Origin of the sequence: Variovorax sp. OV700, assembly GCF_900099805.1 — a bacterium.
Lineage (GTDB): Bacteria > Pseudomonadota > Gammaproteobacteria > Burkholderiales > Burkholderiaceae_C > Variovorax.
Map to the genome: position 1 here is coordinate 160,265 of NZ_FNDR01000008.1, position 18,049 is coordinate 178,313.

17 protein-coding genes are annotated in these 18,049 nt (G+C 65.7%); 10 read left to right on the forward strand and 7 right to left on the reverse strand.

Going from position 1 to position 18,049, the window contains the following annotated elements:
- Nucleotides 1-58: 58 nt before the first annotated feature.
- Both BLR24_RS19460 and BLR24_RS30765 read right to left on the reverse strand, forming a co-directional pair.
- A complete protein-coding gene (locus BLR24_RS19460; RefSeq protein ID WP_093019861.1) occupies nt 59-1,666 on the reverse strand; it encodes a phospholipase D family protein in 1,608 nt (535 codons plus the stop codon).
- Between the two features lie 5 nt (nt 1,667-1,671).
- Nucleotides 1,672-1,893, reverse strand: coding sequence for a hypothetical protein (locus BLR24_RS30765; protein ID WP_175543305.1), 222 nt, complete (start codon nt 1,891-1,893; stop codon nt 1,672-1,674).
- Between BLR24_RS30765 and BLR24_RS19465 the strand changes: the two genes are divergently transcribed.
- From BLR24_RS19465 to BLR24_RS19475, 3 genes are read left to right on the forward strand one after another with little or no spacing between them, the layout of a single operon-like run.
- A complete protein-coding gene (locus BLR24_RS19465; protein WP_093019863.1) occupies nt 1,841-3,943 on the forward strand; it encodes a TonB-dependent siderophore receptor in 2,103 nt (700 codons plus the stop codon). The two genes, BLR24_RS30765 and BLR24_RS19465, sit on opposite strands and share 53 nt — an antisense overlap.
- Before the next feature lie 30 nt (nt 3,944-3,973).
- Nucleotides 3,974-5,155, forward strand: coding sequence for a PepSY-associated TM helix domain-containing protein (locus tag BLR24_RS19470; RefSeq protein WP_093019865.1), 1,182 nt, complete (start codon nt 3,974-3,976; stop codon nt 5,153-5,155).
- The gene (locus BLR24_RS19475) at nt 5,152-5,331 is read left to right on the forward strand and encodes a hypothetical protein (protein ID WP_093019867.1); all 180 of its coding nucleotides are present in this window, start codon (nt 5,152-5,154) and stop codon (nt 5,329-5,331) included. The genes BLR24_RS19470 and BLR24_RS19475 overlap by 4 nt, the downstream gene beginning before the upstream one ends.
- 73 nt (nt 5,332-5,404) lie before the next feature.
- Here the strand turns inward: BLR24_RS19475 and metK are convergent, their stop codons facing one another.
- The gene (metK, locus tag BLR24_RS19480; RefSeq protein ID WP_093019869.1) at nt 5,405-6,586 is read right to left on the reverse strand and encodes a methionine adenosyltransferase; all 1,182 of its coding nucleotides are present in this window, start codon (nt 6,584-6,586) and stop codon (nt 5,405-5,407) included.
- A gap of 220 nt (nt 6,587-6,806) precedes the next feature.
- Between metK and BLR24_RS19485 the strand changes: the two genes are divergently transcribed.
- Nucleotides 6,807-7,703, forward strand: coding sequence for a lysophospholipid acyltransferase family protein (locus tag BLR24_RS19485; protein ID WP_093019871.1), 897 nt, complete (start codon nt 6,807-6,809; stop codon nt 7,701-7,703).
- A complete protein-coding gene (locus tag BLR24_RS19490; protein ID WP_093019873.1) occupies nt 7,700-8,584 on the forward strand; it encodes an LpxL/LpxP family acyltransferase in 885 nt (294 codons plus the stop codon). The genes BLR24_RS19485 and BLR24_RS19490 overlap by 4 nt, the downstream gene beginning before the upstream one ends.
- A gap of 19 nt (nt 8,585-8,603) precedes the next feature.
- Here BLR24_RS19490 and BLR24_RS19495 read toward each other — a convergent pair whose 3' ends face one another.
- Nucleotides 8,604-9,515 carry an alpha/beta fold hydrolase gene (locus BLR24_RS19495; RefSeq protein ID WP_093019875.1) on the reverse strand — a complete coding sequence of 304 codons (912 nt, stop codon included), beginning with the start codon at nt 9,513-9,515 and terminating at the stop codon, nt 8,604-8,606.
- Between the two features lie 79 nt (nt 9,516-9,594).
- On the reverse strand, nt 9,595-10,344 hold the full coding sequence (gene yihA / locus BLR24_RS19500) for a ribosome biogenesis GTP-binding protein YihA/YsxC (protein ID WP_093019877.1): 750 nt from the start codon (nt 10,342-10,344) through the stop codon (nt 9,595-9,597).
- Nucleotides 10,345-10,414: 70 nt separating this feature from the next.
- Here yihA and BLR24_RS19505 point away from each other — a divergent pair, with 70 nt between their 5' ends.
- The 5 genes from BLR24_RS19505 to BLR24_RS19525 all read left to right on the forward strand — a co-directional run bounded on the left by BLR24_RS19505 (nt 10,415) and on the right by BLR24_RS19525 (nt 16,507).
- Nucleotides 10,415-11,083, forward strand: coding sequence for a c-type cytochrome (locus BLR24_RS19505; protein ID WP_093019879.1), 669 nt, complete (start codon nt 10,415-10,417; stop codon nt 11,081-11,083).
- A gap of 117 nt (nt 11,084-11,200) precedes the next feature.
- Nucleotides 11,201-13,378, forward strand: coding sequence for a cytochrome c biogenesis protein ResB (locus tag BLR24_RS19510; RefSeq protein WP_093019881.1), 2,178 nt, complete (start codon nt 11,201-11,203; stop codon nt 13,376-13,378).
- Nucleotides 13,375-14,691 (forward strand): c-type cytochrome biogenesis protein CcsB, encoded by a 1,317-nt coding sequence (gene ccsB / locus BLR24_RS19515; RefSeq protein WP_093019883.1) that lies wholly within the window; start codon nt 13,375-13,377, stop codon nt 14,689-14,691. The genes BLR24_RS19510 and ccsB overlap by 4 nt, the downstream gene beginning before the upstream one ends.
- A 117-nt stretch (nt 14,692-14,808) precedes the next feature.
- The gene (gene msrP, locus BLR24_RS19520; protein ID WP_093019885.1) at nt 14,809-15,819 is read left to right on the forward strand and encodes a protein-methionine-sulfoxide reductase catalytic subunit MsrP; all 1,011 of its coding nucleotides are present in this window, start codon (nt 14,809-14,811) and stop codon (nt 15,817-15,819) included.
- Between the two features lie 28 nt (nt 15,820-15,847).
- Entirely contained in the window at nt 15,848-16,507 is a 660-nt protein-coding gene (locus BLR24_RS19525; RefSeq protein WP_093019887.1) for a protein-methionine-sulfoxide reductase heme-binding subunit MsrQ, read from the forward strand.
- A gap of 10 nt (nt 16,508-16,517) precedes the next feature.
- On the opposite strand, the gene lysA is transcribed toward BLR24_RS19525, so the two are convergent.
- Together lysA and BLR24_RS19535 are read right to left on the reverse strand one after the other, a co-directional pair.
- Entirely contained in the window at nt 16,518-17,795 is a 1,278-nt protein-coding gene (gene lysA / locus BLR24_RS19530) for a diaminopimelate decarboxylase (protein ID WP_093019889.1), read from the reverse strand.
- On the reverse strand, nt 17,792-18,031 hold the full coding sequence (locus BLR24_RS19535) for an LPS translocon maturation chaperone LptM (protein ID WP_093019891.1): 240 nt from the start codon (nt 18,029-18,031) through the stop codon (nt 17,792-17,794). The genes lysA and BLR24_RS19535 overlap by 4 nt, the downstream gene beginning before the upstream one ends.
- Between the last annotated feature and the right edge of the window lie 18 nt (nt 18,032-18,049).

Below are 18,049 nucleotides of genomic sequence, written 5' to 3' on the forward strand. Positions count from 1 at the left end.
ATTCCCTATTGTAGATGCCGCCATGGCCGCAAAGGGCCGCCCTTGGCGGCGCGGCACGCTACAACTGGTCTGTCGGCACGAACCAGGAGAACAGCAGCAGTTGCAGCCGCGTGAGCAGGCTGGAGTCGGGTTCACTGTCCAGCACCTCGTTGTTCACGTCGCCGGTCCCGATCCATTGCACGTTCTCGCCGTCAGGCATGAGCACCACGCGGTAGACGCCCTCGATGTCGTCCAGCTGGTAGGCATACAGCAGCGCCTGGGCCAGCTCGAAGCTGCGCACGCGAACACCGAATTCGGTGTTCAGCCGGGCCGAGCGGGGATCCAGATTCATGGAGCCGAGCAGCACCCATTCGCGGTCGACCAGCGCCAGCTTGGCATGCAGCCGGCCGCGGGCTTTCTTGAGCAGGGTGCGGAGTTGGCGGTTGCGCTTGAGTTGCTCGGTGCTGACCTCGTACAGGTTCACCCCCAGCTTGAGCATGTCGACGCGGTACCGGTTGTAGTTGATGTTGACCAGCGGCTCGTCGCTGTCGGCCAGCGAGTTGGTGACCACGCTGATGCGCACGCCCCGCGCGCGGCCCTCCCGGATGCGCGCCATGCCTTCCTCGCCCGGAATGAAGTAGGGCGAGATCACCACCACGTCGGAGCGCGCGTTGGCGGTCATTTCGTGAAAGCGCGCCGCGAGCGATTCGCCAGGGGCGGCGAGGGTGCCTAAGGCCTTGTGGGGACTGTCCGCCGCGGCATGAGCGTCGGCGCGCATCCACTTGACCCGGCCCAGGTCGGCCAGCTGCGCGCCGAGCGGCGGGTCGCCCATCACGTCGGTGCCAGAGACGGGTGCGGGCGGCGGCGCGTAGGCCGGCGAGGTGGCGGCTTCGAATTCGGACTTCAGCGCCTCCGGAGTTCCGCTGGCGCCGGCAATCCGTTGCAGCGGGTAGACGACGTCGCTGTTCCAGTAGGTGTCGAAGATGCGCGCCGCCTCCGGCACCACGGGCCCGGCCATGATCAATTCGAAATCGATGAAGTTGGCGCCCTCGCTGCGCAGGAAGTACTCGTCGGCCAGATTGCGGCCGCCGGCAATCGCCATGGCGCCATCAGCCACGAAGAGCTTGTTGTGCATGCGATGGTTGAGGCGGCGGAAATCGCCGAAGAACTCGAGCCACCGCGTCGCCGAGTGGTCGCGGGCGTTCACGAAAGGGTTGAACAGCCGGACCTCGGCATTGGGCTCCGCGGCCAGGCCGAGCAGCAGGCGGTCCATGCCGGCGGTATAGAAGTCGTCGAGCAGCAGGCGCACCCGGACCCCGCGCCTTGCGGCATTGCGCAGTTCCCGCAGCAGCAACCGCCCGGTCTTGTCGTTGCCGAGCTGATACGTCTGGACGTCGAGCGAGGCCTCTGCCCGCCGCATCAGCTCGAAGCGCGCATCGAGCGCAAACGACGCTTCGATCAGCGGCCGGATGCTAGAGAGCCCGTCGCGGGACGCGCCGGCGTCGAGGGCGCCCGCTGCGCGACCCAGCGTCGTGACGGGAGAGGCTGCAATCGAAAGCGTTGGCGGCTCGGCCGCGCGCGGAGGCAGGCCGGCACATCCTGCAAGTACCAGGGCAATTCCGGCAATCGCCAGTCGCAGCGCCAGGCCACGCGATGCGGGAAACGAAGAAGCAATGAACTTGAGCATGGGGCCTACCGACGCACAAGACGTGCGGCCGGATCGTAGCCGCTTTGCGCCGCAGCCACGGCGGGCTGCTCAGGCTTGAACGGCCCTTCCATATTCGGGGAAATCGAAACAAATGAGACTTTGTATTTATTAGAATGCGAATCGTTCTTAATAATGTTTCGGAGTGAAGAAGGAATGAAGGGTTTCATGGCGCGGCGCAGGGCCGCATCGGTGCTGGCAGGCTGCATGGCAATCTACCTGCATCACCAGGTTCTGGCCCAGACCACGGCGCCCGGCGCTTTGCCCGAAGTGAAGGTCGATGCAAACGCCGAAGCCGAAACCGCGACATCGCCCGTGATCGGCTACCGCGCCCGCAATGCCGCGACCGCCACCAAGACCGACACGCCGCTGGCCGAAACCCCCCAATCCGTCACCGTCGTCACCCGCGACCAGATGGTCGATCAGGGCGCCTACAACCTGCAGGACGCGCTCAACTACGCCGCCGGTGTGCGCTCCGATGCCTATGGCCTCGATTCGCGGACCGATTCCGTGCGCGTGCGCGGCGCCACGCCCGACGTCTACCTCGACGGACTGCGCCAGGCCTACGGCTACTACACCAGCACCACGCGTACCGAGCCCTACACGCTGGAGCGGCTCGAAGTGCTGCGCGGCCCCTCGGGCATGCTGTTCGGCGCGGGCACGGCCGCGGGCGTGGTCAACATGGTCAGCAAGCGGCCGCTGCAAGAGGCGCAGCGCGAAGTGGGCGTGCAGTTCGGCAGCTTTGGCCGCAAGCAGATCCAGGCCGACCTGACCGGGCCGCTGAACGCCGACGGCACCCTGTCGTATCGGCTGATCGCGTTGCAGCGCAAGTCGGACACGCAGGTCGACCACGTGCCCGACGACCGCAGCGTCATCGCACCTTCGCTGACGTGGCGGCCGAATGCAGCCACCTCGCTCACCTTGCAGGGCTTGTGGCAGAAGGACAAGAGCGGCAGCAGCTCGCAGTTCCTGCCGTGGGAGGGCACCTTGCTGCCGAACCCGAACGGGCGCGTGCCCACCAGTCGCTTCATCGGTGAGCCGGGCTTCGATTACTACGACAGCGAGCGCAAGACCTTCGGCTGGCAGTTCGAGCACAAGTTCAACGACAGCTGGACCCTGCGGCAGAACTTCCGTTATGCGCAGAACGAAAACGACAACCGCTACCACTATGGCGCGGCGTTCAGCGGCGCCGAAAGCTGGGATGCCACCGATCCGATCTTCAAGCGCGTGCTCGGCCGCTACTACGACAGCTACCTGACGCGCAACCGCACGCAGACGCTCGACAACCACGTCGAAGGGCATTTCCAGACCGGTGCGCTCAAGCACACGCTGCTCGCGGGGGCAGACTTTGCGCGCCAGCGCGAGAACGTCTGGGGCGGAACGACGTTCGACACCATCGACGTGTACGCGCCTGTGTATGGCCACGTCGATGTGCCCGAGCGCACCGCATTGCCGCGCACCCGGCAGCGCCAGAACGGCTTCTACCTACAGGACCAGATCAAGCTGGACAACTGGATCTTCGTAGCCGGCCTGCGCCACGACAAGGCCGTGTCGAGCGCGGCGGGCAGCGAGGCCGAGGAAAGCAGCGCAACGACCAAACGCTTCGGCCTGATGTACGCATCGCCCTCGGGCTGGTCGCCGTACCTGAGCTACAGCGAATCGTTCACGCCGCAGTCGCCGATCAACGGACGGATATTCACGCCCCTGCGCGGCGAGCAGTGGGAAGCCGGCATCAAGTACGAGCCGAAGGACCGCGCACTGGCGTTCAGCGCCGCGGTGTACGACCTGCGCGAGAAGAACCAGATCACCTCGCCGTCGCCGAACGTGTACGCACAGGCTGGCAAGACCAGGACGCAGGGCGTCGAGCTCGAAGCCAAGGGCTCGATCGGTCCGAACCTCGATCTGGTGGCGCACTACAACTACATCGACGCGGACGAAAAGATCGAAGGCCTGCCCAAGCACCAGGCGAGCGTCTGGGCCAAATACCGCTTCTCGATCGGCAGCGTCAGCGGCTTCTCGGCCGGCGCGGGCGTGCGCCTCATGAGTTCGTTCCAAGACCTGCAATTCGGCGTCGGCCCGCGCGTGCCGGGCGTCGCACTGGCGGACCTCGTGTTTGCCTACGAGACCGATCGCTGGCGCTATGCGCTCAACATCAACAACGTGACGGACAAGGTGTACGTGAGCACCTGTCTCTCGCGTGGCGACTGCTGGTACGGCGCGCGCCGCAACGTCGTGGCCAGCGCGACCTATCGCTTCTGATCATTCACTTTCGACGAGAGCACAGACGACATGAACAGCCGAAAGATCAAGACCTGGGCCTGGGTGCACAAGTGGAGCAGCCTCGTGTGCACCGTGTTCATGCTGCTGCTGTGCATCACCGGTTTGCCGCTGATCTTTCATCACGAGATCGGGCATCTGCTGGGCACCGAGGTCGAGGCGCCCAAGATGCCCGCGAGCACGCCGCGCGTGAGCCTGGACCGCGTGCTCGAAACGGCGCGCTCCAAGCATCCCGACCGCGTGGTGCAGTTCGTCTCCCAGCCCGAGGACGACGATGGCCTCTGGCTCGTCACGCTCACGCCCACGCCCGAGCCCACCGAAGATTTCAAGACGGTGGCCATCGACGCGCGCACGGGTGTCGTCCTTGCGCAGCCGAAGTTCGACGAGGGCTTCATGTATGTGATGTTCAAGCTGCACATCGACCTGTTCGCGGGGCTCGCAGGCAAGCTCTTCCTGGGCTTCATGGGCTTGCTGCTGCTCGTGGCCATCGTCTCCGGCGTGGTGCTCTATGCGCCGTTCATGCGCAAGCTCGACTTCGGCACCGTCCGGCGCGAGAAGCGGCCGCGCCTCAAGTGGCTCGACCTGCACAACCTGCTGGGCATCGTCACACTGGTGTGGCTGTTCGTGGTCGGCTCCACCGGCATGATCAACACCTGGGCCGACCTGATCATCAAGTATTGGCAGTACGACCAGCTCAGCACGCTGCTGGCCCCCTACAAGAACGAACCGACCGTGCCCGTGGCGCAGCGCGCATCGGTGCAGCGTTCGATGGACGTCGCCCTCCAGCAGGCGCCCGACATGAAGCTGTCCTTCATCGCGTTCCCGGGCACTTCGTTCTCGAGCCCGCACCACGTCACCTTCTTCATGCGCGGCAACGAGCCCTTCACTTCGAAGCTGCTGCAACCGGTGCTGGTCGATGCCAAGACCGCGCAAGTGACCGCCTCGCCGAAGATGCCCTGGTACCTCACGGGGCTGCTCGTGTCGCAGCCGCTGCACTTCGGCGACTACGGCGGCATGCCGATGCAGATCATCTGGGCGCTGCTCGACATCGCGACCATCATCGTGCTGGGGAGCGGGCTCTACCTGTGGCTCAAACGCGGCAACACCGTGCCGGCGCCGGCGGCCGCCGGGCGCGCGCCGCAGCATGAGGGCCAGCAGCCGGACCCGGCCCCAGCCATGAAGGTGCAGGCATGAAGCACCGGCACGCGTTCCGGCGCATGTGGGGCTGGCCGATCGCGCTGGGCGTGCTGACCGCCGTCGGCCTGGTTTCTGCATTGTTCAGCAACGGCGGGATGGGCGACGTGCTGGCCTGGTTCGCATTGGGCCTGCCCGTGGCCGTGTGCGCCTGGTACGGCTGGCGCAGGACCTGAGGGACGCCCAGAAGTGCAAATGCCGGCGCGAGGCCGGCATTTGCTTTTCAGAAAGGGCAAGAAGCCCCGGGCTTTACAGACCCGCCGCGGCGCGCAGCGCGGCTGCTTGCGTGGTCGCTTCCCAGGTGAACTCGGGCTCTTCGCGGCCGAAGTGGCCGTAGGCCGCGGTCTTCTGGTAGATGGGGCGCAGCAGGTCGAGCATCTGGATGATGCCCTTGGGACGCAGGTCGAAGAACTCGCGCACGAGTTCGGCGATCTTGCTGTCAGAGATCACGCCGGTGCCTTCGGTGTAGACCGTGATGTTCATCGGCTGGGCCACGCCGATGGCGTAGGCGACCTGGATCTGGCATTGGCGCGCCAGGCCGGCGGCCACGATGTTCTTGGCCACATAGCGCGCGGCGTAGGCGGCCGAGCGGTCGACCTTCGACGGGTCCTTGCCCGAGAACGCGCCGCCGCCGTGCGGGCAGGCGCCGCCGTAGGTGTCGACGATGATCTTGCGGCCCGTGAGGCCGCAGTCGCCCTGCGGACCGCCGATGACGAAGCGGCCGGTCGGGTTGATCAGGTAGCGCGTGTCCTTGAGCCATTCCTTCGGCAGCACGGGCTTGATGATCTCCTCGATGATGGCTTCGTTGAACGAGGCCTTCATCTTGGTCGGCGTCTCGCTCTGGTCGGGGCTGTGCTGGGTGGAGAGCACCACGGTGTCGATGCTGTGCGGCTTGCCGTCGACGTAGCGCATCGTCACCTGGCTCTTGGCGTCCGGCCGCAGGAAGGGCAGGCGGCCGTCCTTGCGCAGCTGGGCCTGGCGCTCGACGAGTCGGTGCGCGTAGTAGATGGGCGCGGGCATCAGCTCGGGCGTTTCGTCGCAGGCGTAGCCGAACATCAGGCCCTGGTCGCCGGCGCCGGTGTTCAGATGGTCGTCGCTCGCGTGGTCCACGCCCTGGGCGATGTCGTTGGACTGCTTGTCGTAGCAGACCATCACGGCGCAGCCCTTGTAGTCGATGCCGTACTCGGTGTTGTCGTAGCCGATGCGCTTGATGGTGTCGCGCGCCACCTGGATGTAGTCGACGTGCGCATTGGTGGTGATCTCGCCGGCGAGCACCACGAGGCCGGTGTTGGTCAGCGTCTCGGCGGCCACGCGGCTGCGCGGGTCCTGCTCGAAGATCGCGTCCAGGATGGCGTCCGAGATCTGGTCGGCGACCTTGTCGGGGTGGCCTTCGGAAACGGATTCGGAAGTGAAGAGGAAGTCGTTCGCCATTTTGTTCAAAGCTCCTTGAAGTGACTTGGCGCGTTGCCAACTCTGCGGAGCCCTGGCGAACGCTTTAGCAGATGCCGATGAATCGGCGGGGCACAATCGCATTTGCGCTTGTGTTTGTCGCCCTGCAAGTTGTTCCGTAACTCGGCGACAATTTGCATTCTATTCGAGCCGCGCCAATCCCGTGCGCGCGCGTCCTGGTATTCACACTCCCTGTCAGCCCATGGTCACCTTGTTCCGCCTGCTTGCCCGCGTACCGATGCCGTTGATGCATCGGCTCGGCGCGTTGCTTGGGTGGATCGTATGGTGGTGCGCACCGGACTACCGCCGCCGCTTCAAGTCCAATGCCGAGAGCGCGGGCGTCACCCCCGAGCAGTACCGCCCAGCCATCGCAGCGGCTGGCCAGATGGCCGCCGAGCTGCCCTGGCTCTGGCTGCGCCCGCAAGGCGAAAGCGTGCTGCGCCGCGTGGTGCGATGGGAAGGCGTCGAGGCCTTCGAGGCCGCCATGCAGGCGAAGAAGGGCGTGATCCTGGTGGCGCCGCACCTGGGCAGCTGGGAGATGTGCGGCCAGGCCATCGGCGAGCGCTTTCTCGAAACCTACGGCCCGATCACGGCGCTGTTCCGTCCCGCGCGCAAAAAATGGATGGCCGAACTGATTGCCGCGGGCTCGCGCGACCGGCCCGGCCTGCAAACCCTGCCAACCAACAACACCGGCGTGCGCGGCCTCATCCGCACGCTGCGGGGCGGCGGCTACACCGGCATCCTGCCCGACCAGGTGCCGCCGCTGGGGCAGGGCGTCTGGGCCCCTTTCCTCGGCCGGCCGGCCTACACCATGACGCTGCTGCCGCGCCTCGCCCAGCAGACCGGCGCCGCCTGCTTCCTTAGCGTGTGCGAAAGACTGCCGCACGGTGCGGGCTACGTGATTCGATTCGAGCCCATCGTAGGCACGCCGCTCACCGATCCGGCCGCGCCCATCGAAGCCGCGGCTGCCGCCATGAACGATGCCATCGGACGCCTGATTCACAGCCTTCCGGGACAGTATGTGTGGGACTACGCGCGCTACAAGGAGCCGCGCGGTGAAACCGTGGTGGCCGCCCCGAGCGGGGAGCGGGCACGATGAGTTTCGGTTCCCGCCTTGGCATCGGCTTCATGCGCACGATCGCCCCGTTGCCCCTGCCATTGATCCGCGGATTCGGCGCGCTGCTGGGGCGCGTGCTCCACACCATCGCCGTGCCGCGCCGCCGCGTGGTCGACACCAATCTTGCGGTGTGCTTTCCCCACAAATCCGAAGCTGAACGCCGCCGCATCGCGCGCGAGACCTTTGTCTATGTGGCGCAGTCGTGGCTCGACCGCAGCTGGCTCTGGCATGCGCCCGAAAAGGTGGTGGCCGGCCGGCTCAAGGTGGTGGGCGCGGCCCAGGAGATCGATGAGATCGCCAATGGCGACGAGCCGATGATCCTGTTCGCGCCGCATTTCTACGGCCTCGATGCTGCGGCCACGGCATTGACCATGCACACCCCGCGGCCCTCGGCCACCATTTACACGACCCAGCGCGATCCGATGGTCGACGAGTGGATTCGCGAAGGCCGCACGCGCTTCGGCAACGTGGCGGCGCTGAACCGCGTCGATGGCATCAAGCCGGTGCTCGGAGGCCTGCGCAAGGGCGGCCTCCTGTACCTGCTGCCGGACATGGACTTCGGCCGCGACCAGACCATCTTCGTGCCGTTCTATGGCGTGCAGGCCGCGACCGTACCCTCGCTGTCGCGCTTTGCGCGGCTGGGCAAGGCCAAGGTGGTGCCGGTGGTCTCCAAGCTCACGCCGGAGGGCTACCAGATCGAAGTGCTGCCGGCCTGGCAGAACTTTCCGACCGACGACGTCGAAGCCGACACGGCGCTCATGAACCAGCGGCTGCAGGGCTACATCGACACCATGCCGTCGCAGTACTACTGGGTGCACCGCCGCTTCAAGACGCGTCCCGAAGGCGAGCCGCCCATCTACTGAGGCGGCCGGGGAGGGCGCCTCAGTTCCGCTGCAGGAAGCCTTCGATTTCGCGCGCGACGAGCTGCGGCTGCTCGTGCACGATCCAGTGGGTGGCGTTGGGCACCTTCTTGACCTCGAGCTGGGGCACGTACTCTTCCAGGCCTTCGAGCAGGCCGGGCAGCAGCGCGGCATCGTCCAGCGCCCAGAAGACGAAAGTGGGAACGTTCACGGTGAGCCGTTCGTGCGGCAGCACTGGAATGCCCTCGATGCCCTGGCCCGGCAACGGCGGCTTCATCGGCGTGACGCGATAGAGATTGCAGGCGCCCGTGAGGCCCGCACTCCAGACTTCGCGGTACTGCTGCTTCACCTTTTCCGTGAGCCAGCCGAAACCTTCGGGCCCGGCCTTCATCAAGGTGAAGAAGGGCCACATGCGCTTGAAGTCGTCGGCCGAGAGCAGGGCCTCGGCATCGGGCCTTGCAAGAAAGTTCATGTAGGCGCTGGCTTGCTGCTGCGCCGGGCTATTGCGCAGTTCGCGCGTAAAAGTGCCGGGGTGCGGCGAATTGATGATGACCAGCCGACCGACCTGCTCGGGAAAGGCGTTGGCATAGCCCCAGGCGAAGGCGCCGCCCCAGTCGTGCGCCACCAGCGCGGCCATGGTGCCGCCTTCGCTTTCGGTGGTCACCAGCTGCTGGATGTCCTGGATCAGCAGATGGGCCTTGTACGCGGCCACGTCGGTCGGCGCGCTCGACTTCTCGAAGCCGCGAAGATTGGGCGCGACACAGCGGTAGCCGCCGTGCGCGGGGTCGGCAAAGTATTCGAGCAGCTCGTCCCAGATGAACGCGGCCTCCGGAAAGCCATGCAGGAACACCATCAGCGGCCGGCCAGGCGTGCCGGTTGCGCGGCAGCTCAGGGTGGTTCCGTTGGGCAGGCTGCGCTGGAACGTCTCGATCATGCTTTTGTCTCCTTCAATTTCCGTTGCTATTGTTTTGATAGTGGATCACGCAGATGAAACGATGGCGAGCCGGTTTTCCCTAGGTGTCTTCCGGAGCCGGCGGTCCCGCCTGCGGTGCTTCGGCCTTTTCGTCTTCGGTCGGATGCGCCCAGCGCCAGAGCAGCTCGGCGGCTTCGCCCACGCCCTGTTTCTTGAGGGCGGAAAACAGTTTCACCTCGCCGCCGCCGGCTTGCAGTCGCGTAATGGACAGCACCTTGGCGCCTTCGCTTCGGGTGAGCTTGTCGGACTTGGTCAGCAGCACCAGGAACTTGAGCCCCTGCTGCACGCGCGGACGAATCACGTCGAGCAGGATCTCGTCGAGCTCGGTGAGGCCGTGGCGGGGGTCGCACATCAACACCACGCCGCGCAGGTTTTCGCGCGTCATCAGGTAATTGCCCATAACGCGCTGCCAGCGCAGCTTGGCTTCCCTGGGCACCGCGGCATAGCCGTAGCCCGGCAGGTCGGCCAGCACGGCGTCGTCGACCTTCTGCTTGCCGACGCCGAACAGGTTGATGTGCTGGGTGCGGCCGGGCGTCTTGGAGGCGAAGGCCAGGCGCGTCTGCTGGGTGAGCGTGTTGATCGCGGTCGACTTGCCCGCGTTCGAACGACCGACGAAGGCGATCTCGGGCAGATCGAGCGGAGGCAAATGCTCCAGTTGCGGGGCACTGGTCAGGAAGTGCGCGGTGTGCATCCAGCCGAGCGCTGTGCGCTCGCGCTCGGCGACAAGAGGGTCCACGGCAGGGGTCGCGCGGGAAGGGGGAGCAGCGTGCTTGCGCGACGGGGAGGTCATCAATGAGCTTTCGGAACGGGCTGCCATTGTAGAATCGCGGGGTTTTGCGCCAATAAATCGAGCCCCCGATATGAAGTTGTTTGCCAATTTTCTGCTTGCAGCCCTCATGGGTGTCGCAGCCAGCGCGAGCCTTGCGGCTGACGATCATGCCGCCGCACCGGCTGCTGCACCCGCGGCGGCCAAGCCGGCCAAGCCCGATCCCGCCAAGGGCGACGCGGTGTTCAACTCGGCCGCCCAGGCCTGTGCGTCCTGCCACAACGCGGACGGCAACTCGGCCATTGCGGCAAATCCCAAGCTGGCGCAGCAGCACCCCGAGTACATCCTGAAGCAGCTTCAAGACTTCAAGTCCGGCAAGCGCAAGAGCCCCATCATGCAGCCCATGGCCGCCAAGCTGTCCGACGAGGACATGCGCAACATCGCCTGGTTCGTGGGTTCCAAGAAGGTCAAGACCGGCTTCTCCAAGGAGAAGGACCTCGTGGTGCTGGGCGAAAAGATCTACCGCGGCGGCATTGCCGATCGCCAGATCCCGGCCTGCGCCGGCTGCCACAGCCCCAACGGCGCCGGCATGCCCGCGCAATACCCGCGCCTGGGCGGCCAGCACGCCGAGTACACGGTGGCACAGCTTGTTGCCTTCCGGGACAACGTGCGCCAGAACAGCGCGCCCATGACCGGTGTTGCGGCCAAGCTCAACGACCGCGAAATCAAGGCTGTCGCAGACTACATCGCCGGCCTGCGCTGACGCCACGCCCTTCAGCGTGAACTAACCGCCGACAAAAACCCCAAACAAAGGGCGGGCCGATCCAGCTGGATGGCCCGCCCTTTGCTTTTTCCCCTATTCCTTTCTTTCCGCCCGCCGATGTCTGTCTCCACCCATGGCCTTCGCGTCCATCGCGGCCCGCAAGCGCTTCGCGCCGCGGTGGAGCTGTTTTCGTCGATGCGGTTCGCGATTGCGCTGCTCACCGTCATCTGCATCGCATCCATCATCGGCACCGTGCTCAAGCAGCACGAGTCGATCAACAACTACGTCAACCAGTTCGGGCCGTTCTGGGCCGAGCTGTTCCGCGCGGCCAAGCTCGATTCGGTCTACAGCGCCTGGTGGTTCCTGCTGATCCTGCTGTTCCTGGTGATCAGCACTTCGCTTTGCATTGCGCGAAACACGCCGCGCATCTTCGTCGACCTGAAGACTTTCAAGGAGGGCATTCGGGCGCAGAGCCTCAAGGCCTTCGGCCAGCGCGCAGAGACCCGGCTCGACGAAGCGCCCGCCGCGGCTGCCAACCGCATCGGTCAGCTGCTGGTGAGCGGCGGCTGGAAGGTCAAGCTGCAGCAGCGCGAAGCCGCGCACGGCCATGCAGACGCGGGCTGGATGGTCGCCGCGCGCGCGGGCGGCGCCCACAAGCTCGGCTACATCGCCGCCCACAGCGCCATCGTGCTGGTGTGCATCGGCGGACTGCTCGACGGCGACCTGGTGGTGCGCGCCCAGACCTGGTTCAACGGCAAGAGCGTGTTCACCGGCGGCGGCATGATTGCCGACGTGCCGCCCCAGCACCGGCTGTCGCCCCGCAACCCGACCTTCCGCGGCAACATCCTGGTGCCCGAAGGCGCGCAGGGCAGCGTCGCCATCCTGCAGCAATCCGACGGCGTGCTGCTGCAGGAGCTGCCGTTCTCGATCGAACTCAAGAAATTCATCGTCGACTACTACTCGACCGGCATGCCCAAGCTCTTTGCGAGCGAGGTGGTGCTGCATGACCGCGAGACCGGCGCGCAGGTGCCGGCGCGCATCGAGGTCAACCACCCGGCAAGCTACAAGGGCGTGGAAATCTACCAGTCCAGCTTCGACGACGGCGGCTCCAAGGTGAAGCTCAAGGCAGTGCCGATGGCGGCCGCGGCCAAGCCCTTCGACGTCGAGGGCGTCATCGGCGGGCCGAGCACTGAAATTACCAACGGCAAGGAAAAGCTCACGCTCGAATATGCCGCGCTGCGGGTGATCAACGTCGAGAACTTTGCCGACGGCGGCGCCATGGGCAGCGGCGCCGACGTGCGCAAGGTCGACCTGCGCCACGACATCGAATCGCGCCTGGGCGCCGCCAACAAGACCAGCAAGCCGAAAGTGCTGCGCAACATCGGCCCGAGCATCGGCTACAAGCTGCGCGATGCGGCGGGCCAGGCGCGCGAGTATCAAAACTACATGGTGCCGGTCGACACCGGCGACGGCCAGCCGGTGTTCCTGCTCGGTATGCGCGAGAAGCCCGAGGAGCCGTTCCGCTACCTGCGCGTGCCGGCCGACGACCAAGGCTCCATGGACAGCTTCGTGCGCATGCGCACCGCGCTGGCCGATGCCGATACCCGCACCCGGGCCGTCGAACGCTACATCGCCAAGGCCGTGGACCCGAAGCGGCCCGAAATGGCCGAGCAATTGCGCGTATCGGCCGCACGCGCGCTGGCCTTGTTTGCCGGCAGCGAGCGCGCCAAGGCCGACGCCGCCACCAAGGGCGGTTGGCAGGCGATCGCGGAATTCATGGAAGCCAACGTGCCCGAAACCGAGCGCGAACGTGCCGGCGCGGTGCTGGTGCGCATCCTGAACGACGTGCTGTTCGAAGTGCTCAACCTGAGCCGCGAGGGCGCCGGCCTGGCGGCCTTGCCGAGCGACCAGAAGTCGCAGGCCTTTCTGACCCAGGCCGTGCTGGCCATCAGCGACGCGTACTTCTACCCTGCGCCGGTCGCCATGATGATGACCGATTTCACCCAGGTGCAGGCCAGCGTGTTCCAGGTAGCGCGCGCGCCCGGCAAGAACGTGGTCTATCTGGGCTGCCTGTTGCTGATCGTCGGTATTTTTGCCATGCTGTACGTGCGCGAACGCCGGCTCTGGGTATGGCTTGCACCCAGTGGCCAGAGCGACGGAGGCGACGGAGACAACACCACTGCCGCGACGATGGCTTTCTCGGTCAATCGCAAGACCATGGACAGCGATCGCGAGTTCGAGCACCTCAAGCACAAGCTGCTTGCGCTCAAGAAAGAAGGACAGGCCACGCCATGAACACCACCACCCTCACGCTCCACGAAAGCTGGTTTTCGCGCCGCAATCTTTTCGACTGGGTTTTTGCGGCACTGGTGCTGGCAGGCGGCCTGTTTGCCTTTGCCCGGTATGCGGGCTCGATGGACTATTACGAGAAACCCATCCTTGGCGCCGCCATGATCTCGATCGTCGCCATCGGCTGGTTCTGGCGACCGCTGCGGGTGCTGGCCATCGTGGTCGCCGCGGCCTCGCTGCTGGCCATCGTGTCCTACCAGGGCGACCTGGCGCGCGCGGACACGGTGTTCTGGCTCAAGTACTTCCTGTCCAGCCAGTCGGCCATTCTCTGGATGAGCGTGCTGTTCTTCATGAGCACGCTGTTCTACTGGTTCGGTTTCTTCGGAGGCAAGCAGGGCGACACCTTCGACCTGATCGGCTCCCGCCTCGCCTGGGCCGCCGTTGCCATGGCGCTGATTGGCACCATGGTGCGCTGGTACGAGAGCCATTTGCTGGGGCCGGACATCGGCCATATCCCCGTGAGCAACCTGTACGAGGTCTTCGTGCTGTTCTGCTGGCTCACGACGGCCTTCTACCTTTACTTCGAATCGCGCTACGGCACGCGCACGCTCGGCGCATTCGTCATGCTGGTGGTGAGCGCGGCGGTCGGCTTTTTGCTCTGGTACACGCTGGTGCGCAATGCGCACGAGATACAGCCGCTGGTGCCGGCGCTGCAGAGCTGGTGGATGAAGCTTCACGTGCCGGCCAATTTCATCGGCTACGGCACCTTCGCGCTCGCGGCCATGGTGGCGTTCGCCTACCTCATCAAGGAGCAGGCAGAAGAAACGCGCTGGTACAAGCTCACGCCGATATGGCTGCTGGGCGTGGCGCTGTGCTTCGTGCCGGTGGCATTCCGCCAGCGCGTGCAGGAGGCCGGCGGCAGCTACTGGGTGATCTATGCCGGCATCTCCGCGCTCATCGCCGCGGGCATCCTGCTGGGGCGCAAGCGCATTGCCGCCAGGCTGCCCGCCAACGAGGTGCTCGACGACGTGATGTACAAGTCGATCACGGTCGGTTTCGCGTTCTTCACCATTGCCACCGTGCTTGGCGCCCTGTGGGCGGCCGATGCCTGGGGCGGCTACTGGAGTTGGGACCCGAAGGAAACCTGGGCCCTGATCGTCTGGCTCAACTACGCGGCCTGGCTGCATATGCGGCTGGTCAAGGGCCTCCGCGGCACGGTGGCCGCATGGTGGGCGCTGGGCGGCCTGGCCGTGACCACCTTTGCGTTCCTGGGTGTGAACATGTTCCTGAGCGGGCTGCATAGCTACGGTACCTTGTAGTGCGGGCGGCCGCCTTTTCGCGAAGAATTGAAACCACGCGCTGCAATTGCGCGTAACCGAAGCAGGGGATTCCACGAACTACCCTGAGCACAACGATTCACGCGAAAGGCCATCACCATGTCGTTCCATTCCCGTCCGCAAGGTCGCAGCAGCGGTTTCATTCATCCGCTTTCGAGCGAGATCACGCCGCGCGCCGTCTACGAGGGCCGGCGCGACCTGCTGAAGCTGATGGCCGGCGGTGCGGCGGGCGCTGCCCTGGCAAGTTTTGCCGGCCGGGAGGCCTTTGCCCAGGCCACGGGCCCGCACAAGCTGGCGTTGCTTCCGGGCGCCAAATCTGCCGTGCCGGGCGCGCAAACCATGGAAAAGCTCACCGAGTACAAGGACGCGACGAGCTACAACAACTTCTACGAGTTCGGCACCGACAAGGGCGATCCGGTCAAGAACGCCGGCACGCTCAAGACGCGCCCATGGACCGTCGAAGTCGAGGGCCTGGTCAAGAAGCCCGGCAAGTACGGCATCGAAGACCTGCTGAAGCTCAGTGCGCAGGAAGAGCGCATCTACCGCCTGCGCTGCGTCGAAGGCTGGTCCATGGTCATCCCGTGGGTGGGCTACTCGCTGGCCGAACTCATCAAGAAGGTCGAGCCGCAGGGCAACGCCAAGTACGTGGAATTCGTGACCCTGGCCGATCCCAAGACCATGCCCTTCGTGGGTTCGCGCGTGCTCGACTGGCCCTACACCGAAGGCTTGCGCATGGACGAAGCCATGCATCCGCTCACGCTGCTGGCTTTCGGCATGTATGGCGAAGTGCTGCCCAACCAGAACGGCGCGCCGGTGCGCCTCGTGGTGCCCTGGAAGTACGGTTTCAAGTCGGCCAAGTCGATCGTGAAGATCCGCTTCGTCGAAAAGGAGCCGAGCACGGCATGGAACAAGGCCGCGGCGCAGGAGTACGGCTTCTATTCGAACGTCAACCCCAACGTCGACCATCCCCGCTGGAGCCAGGCGACCGAGCGCCGCATCGGCGACGGCGGCGGCCTGTTTGCCAAGCGCAACAAGACGCTGATGTTCAACGGCTATGAAGCCCAGGTCGGCCAGCTCTATGCAGGCATGGACCTGAAGAAGAACTACTGAGCCCGCACCGCCATCCGGCCCTTGCCCCATGAACAAGCTGCTCATGCATCCGGCGGCCAAGCCGGTCATTTTTCTGCTGTGCCTGCTGCCGTTCGCGCGGCTGACCTATGGCGCATTCACCGACGGGCTGGGCGCCAATCCGGCCGAATTCCTGATTCGCGCCACCGGCGACTGGACCTTGCGCTTCATCTGCATCGTGCTGGCCGTGACGCCGCTGCGCGTGATCGCCAAGGCCAACGCGCTCGCGCGCTTTCGCCGCATGCTGGGGCTGTTCGCGTACTTCTACGTGGTGGTGCACCTGCTGTGCTACAGCTGGTTCGACATGGGCTTCGAGTGGGGCGATATCGCCAAGGACATCGCCAAGCGGCCGTTCATCCTGGTGGGGTTCTCGGCCTTCGTGCTGCTGACGCCGCTGGCTGCCACCTCGTTCAATCGCGCCATCAAGGCACTGGGTGCCAAGCGCTGGCAGATGCTCCACAAGCTGGTCTACCTGATTTCAGGCCTTGGGCTACTGCACTTTTTCTGGATGCGCGCAGGCAAGAACAACTTTGCCGAGGTGTTCGTCTACGCCGGGATCATCGCGGTGCTGCTCGGCTGGCGCGTGTGGAACTACGCGAGCAAGCGCAAGCCGAAGCCATCCGCAGGTGTGCGCGGCAGTAACGAGAAGTCGCTGCGCAGCACCGGCTGACCGGCGCGGATCAGCTCTCGATCTGCTCGCTGCGCAGCTGGTCTTCCATCGTCTCCCGGCGACGGATCAGCGTGGCGCGCTGGCCGCTCACCAGCACTTCGGCGGCACGGCCGCGCGTGTTGTAGTTGCTGGACATGCTCATGCAGTACGCACCGGCGGACAGCACGGCCAGCAGGTCGCCGGCGACCACGTTGAGCGCACGGTCGCGGCCGATCCAGTCGCCGCTTTCGCAGACCGGTCCGACCACGTCGTAGGTGGTTGCGCTGCCGGCGCGGATGCGCAGCGGCACGATCTTTTGGAACGCCTGGTACATCGCCGGCCGGGGCAGGTCGTTCATGGCCGCGTCGACGATGCAGAAATTCTTGTCTTCGCCTGGCTTGGTGTAGAGCACCTCGGTCACGCACACGCCTGCGTTGCCGACCAGTGAACGGCCGGGTTCGATCACGAGCTTGCGCTGCCCGAAGCCGCGCGCATCGAGCCGTGCGAGCAACTGCTGCCAGAGCGCATCGGCCTTGGGGGGCACTTCGCCGTTGTAGTCGATGCCCAGGCCGCCGCCGAAGTCCAGGTGATGGATCGGCACGCCGGCCGCCTCGATGGCCTCGACCAAATCGAGTATCCGGTCGCACGCGTCCAGGTAGGGCGAGGCTTCGGTGATCTGCGAGCCGATGTGGCAGTCGATGCCGACCACCTCGAGGCCCGGCAGCCTGGCTGCATGGCGATAGGCCTCGACCGCACGGTCATGGGCGATGCCGAACTTGTTGCCCTTGAGGCCGGTGGAGATGTAGGGGTGCGTCTTCGGATCGACGTTCGGATTGATGCGGATGCTGATGGGCGCACGGCGCCCTTCGGCCAATGCCACTTCATTGAGCACGTCGAGTTCGGCTTCGCTCTCGACATTGAAGCAGGCAATGCCCGCCGCGAGCGCCTGCCGCATTTCGGCGCGGGTCTTGCCCACGCCCGAAAAAATGATCTTCGCCGGATCCGCACCCACCGCCAGCACGCGCGCCAGTTCGCCGCCCGACACGATGTCGAAGCCGCAGCCGGCCTCGGCAAATACGCGCAGCACGCCCAGCGATGAATTCGCCTTCATCGCATAGCAGACGAGGGCGTCGCGGCCCTCGAATCCGCGCTGGTAGGCGGCCAGCGCGTCCAGCATCCATTGCTTCGAGTAGACGAACAGGGGCGTGCCGTGTTCGCGCGCCAGCGCATCCAGGCTCAGCCCTTCGACATGGAGCGAGTCGTCGCGGTGCGCAATATGCGGATGTCCGGGGAGAGAAGCGTTCGTCATTGCTTGGGCGCTCCCGTGCCGGTGGTGGCGCCGGGGGCCGGCGCCGGTGCACTGCTGGCCGCGGCAGGCTTGGGCGCTGCTGCGTCGGCGTCGGGGGTGGTGGCGCGCGGCCCGCCCGGCGTGAGCAGCTGCGGCAAGGTGGCGCGCTGGGCGGCTGCCGGATCGGTTGGAAGAAAAAGCGGCCCACGCTGCCCGCAAGCAGCCAAACCACCCGCTGCAACAGCGAGGCAGACCATGAGCGCAGCGCGGCTGGG

Excerpts from the sequence above, each read along its gene's own strand:
- BLR24_RS19460 (WP_093019861.1), bottom strand. The coding sequence starts at position 1,666 with ATGCTCAAGTTCATTGCTTCTTCGTTTCCCGCATCGCGTGGCCTGGCG.
- BLR24_RS19465 (WP_093019863.1), top strand. The coding sequence starts at position 1,841 with ATGAAGGGTTTCATGGCGCGGCGCAGGGCCGCATCGGTGCTGGCAGGC.
- BLR24_RS30765 (WP_175543305.1), bottom strand. The coding sequence starts at position 1,893 with ATGCAGCCTGCCAGCACCGATGCGGCCCTGCGCCGCGCCATGAAACCC.
- BLR24_RS19470 (WP_093019865.1), top strand. The coding sequence starts at position 3,974 with ATGAACAGCCGAAAGATCAAGACCTGGGCCTGGGTGCACAAGTGGAGC.
- BLR24_RS19475 (WP_093019867.1), top strand. The coding sequence starts at position 5,152 with ATGAAGCACCGGCACGCGTTCCGGCGCATGTGGGGCTGGCCGATCGCG.
- metK (WP_093019869.1), bottom strand. The coding sequence starts at position 6,586 with ATGGCGAACGACTTCCTCTTCACTTCCGAATCCGTTTCCGAAGGCCAC.
- BLR24_RS19485 (WP_093019871.1), top strand. The coding sequence starts at position 6,807 with ATGGTCACCTTGTTCCGCCTGCTTGCCCGCGTACCGATGCCGTTGATG.
- BLR24_RS19490 (WP_093019873.1), top strand. The coding sequence starts at position 7,700 with ATGAGTTTCGGTTCCCGCCTTGGCATCGGCTTCATGCGCACGATCGCC.
- BLR24_RS19495 (WP_093019875.1), bottom strand. The coding sequence starts at position 9,515 with ATGATCGAGACGTTCCAGCGCAGCCTGCCCAACGGAACCACCCTGAGC.
- yihA (WP_093019877.1), bottom strand. The coding sequence starts at position 10,344 with ATGACCTCCCCGTCGCGCAAGCACGCTGCTCCCCCTTCCCGCGCGACC.
- BLR24_RS19505 (WP_093019879.1), top strand. The coding sequence starts at position 10,415 with ATGAAGTTGTTTGCCAATTTTCTGCTTGCAGCCCTCATGGGTGTCGCA.
- BLR24_RS19510 (WP_093019881.1), top strand. The coding sequence starts at position 11,201 with ATGTCTGTCTCCACCCATGGCCTTCGCGTCCATCGCGGCCCGCAAGCG.
- ccsB (WP_093019883.1), top strand. The coding sequence starts at position 13,375 with ATGAACACCACCACCCTCACGCTCCACGAAAGCTGGTTTTCGCGCCGC.
- msrP (WP_093019885.1), top strand. The coding sequence starts at position 14,809 with ATGTCGTTCCATTCCCGTCCGCAAGGTCGCAGCAGCGGTTTCATTCAT.
- BLR24_RS19525 (WP_093019887.1), top strand. The coding sequence starts at position 15,848 with ATGAACAAGCTGCTCATGCATCCGGCGGCCAAGCCGGTCATTTTTCTG.
- lysA (WP_093019889.1), bottom strand. The coding sequence starts at position 17,795 with ATGACGAACGCTTCTCTCCCCGGACATCCGCATATTGCGCACCGCGAC.
- BLR24_RS19535 (WP_093019891.1), bottom strand. The coding sequence starts at position 18,031 with ATGGTCTGCCTCGCTGTTGCAGCGGGTGGTTTGGCTGCTTGCGGGCAG.